This window comes from Rhodococcus sp. NPDC006774, assembly GCF_040636045.1.
In the GTDB taxonomy this organism is placed as follows: domain Bacteria; phylum Actinomycetota; class Actinomycetes; order Mycobacteriales; family Mycobacteriaceae; genus Rhodococcoides.
On the sequence record NZ_JBEYIW010000044.1, the window covers coordinates 2,878 to 4,778 of the forward strand.

1 protein-coding gene is annotated in these 1,901 nt (G+C 68.9%); it reads right to left on the reverse strand.

The window, feature by feature from the left end:
• Positions 1-1,883: tetratricopeptide repeat protein (locus ABZ677_RS27640; protein WP_358375260.1), on the reverse strand; the 1,883-nt coding region annotated here is incomplete at its 3' end.
• Positions 1,884-1,901: the final 18 nt, after the last annotated feature.

Consider the following 1,901-nt stretch of genomic DNA (forward strand, 5'->3'; position numbering starts at 1 on the left):
TCGGGGCCGAGCTCGCGGGCGGTGAGGCCGAGGTTGAACGCTGCACCGGCGTGACCGCGTTCGGCGGCGATCGCCCACCATTCGGTGGCGGTGTGGCCTCCGACGATCGCCTCGGGGCCGAGCTCGCGGGAGGCGTTTCCGAGGTTGAATGCTGCACCGGCGTGACCGCGTTCGTGTGCGATCAGCCACCACTGAGTGGCGGTGCGTCCTTCGACGATCGCGTCGGGGCCGAGCTCGCGGGAGGCGAGGCCGAGGTTGAACGCTGCACCGGCGACACCGCGTTCGGCGGCGATCGCCCACCATTCGGTGGCGGTGTGGCCTCCGACGATCGCCTCGGGGCCGAGCTCGCGGGAGGCGAGGCCGAGGTTGAACGCTGCACCGGCGACACTGCGTTCGGCGGCGATCGCCCACCATTCGGTGCCGATGTGGCCTCCGACGACCGCCTCGGGGCCGAGCTCGCGGGCGGCGTTTCCGAGGTTGAATGCCGCGACGGCGTCGCCGCGTTCGTGCGCGATCAGCCACCATTCGGTGGCGGTATGGCCTCCGACGATCGCCTCGGGGCCGAGCCCGGAGGCAATGACTCCGAGGTTCAATGCCGCGACGGCGTCGCCGTGTTCGTGCGCGATCAGCCACCATTCGGTGGCGGTATGGCCTCCGACGATCGCCTCGGGGCCGAGCCCGGAGGCAATGACTCCGAGGTAGAACGCGGCGTCGATGTGACCGCGTTCGTGCGCGATCAACCACCACTGAGTGGCTGTGTGCCCTTCGACGATCGCCTCGGGGCCGAGCCCGCTGGCGGCGAGGCCGAGGTGGAACGCCGCGACGGCGTCGCCGCGGTCGTGCGCGATCAGCCACCATTCGGTGGCGGTATGGCCTTCGACGATCGCCTCGGGGCCGAGCCTGTAGGCAATGACTCCGAGGTAGAACGCGGCGTCATGGGCGCCGCGGTGGGCGGCGGGGAGTAGCCAGGTTGCGGCGGTGTCGTAGCGGCGGTGGGCGATCAGGAATGCTGAGATGCGAAGGATGCGGAGGCGTCGTGGGACGGGGAGGGTGGTGGGGTCGAGGTGGGTGAGATCGCGGTCGGCGGTCCGTAGTCGGGGTACGAGGGCGTCGAGGAGTCGATACCGTTCTCCCCCACCACTGTCGGGTGTGTGGGGGTCGGTGCGGATGAGGACGGCGTGGGGGGATCCGGGTGAGAATCCGGTGGTGGCCCAGTCGTCGAATTCGGTGTCGAATTGGGCGGGTTTCCAGCGTGCGTTGCGTGCGAGACGTCGGTAGTGGATCTGGGTGAGGGTCTGAAGCCAGTCGATGTCGGCTCCGGCGGGGTCGGTGATGGTGGCATCGATGGCGGCGTCGACCAGCGCGGCCCTCATTCCGCCGTGTTCGTAGGCGGCCTGGACGGCGGCGTGCAGTTTGCCGACCGTGGCCATCGCTTCGGCGAAGCGCGTCAGGTCCAGGCCTTGGAGGTCGCTGCTGTCGTTGTCGGTGAGCATCTGTGATGCCGCGGCGAGTTCGGTGTCGTCGAGTTCGGCGGCGACGTCGACGGCGTTGACTTCGAGCAGGTTCACCAGTACCGGGCTGGCCCCGATGCCCATCATTGTTTCGAGGGCACTTGCCTGGCGGCCACCGGTGGCGTGATCTTTCCAGGACGCGAGGTCGGCGGAGTGCACGATGAGCACCACCGAGGTTGTCAGGGACGCAATCTTGCGGATCCGGGGTGCGGTCAGGCCGGTGTCGGGGGTGACACCGTTGTATCTGGCGTCGTCGAGGACAACCACGTCGGGTCTGGCGGGGTCGTTCTTGACGGCGTCGAGGCGGGTGATGAGGGTGTCGAGTGCCCCTGGTGCGGGGTTGTGCCACCACGTGACCGGTTGCGGTGTCATCGTCGACAGCAGGTGGAA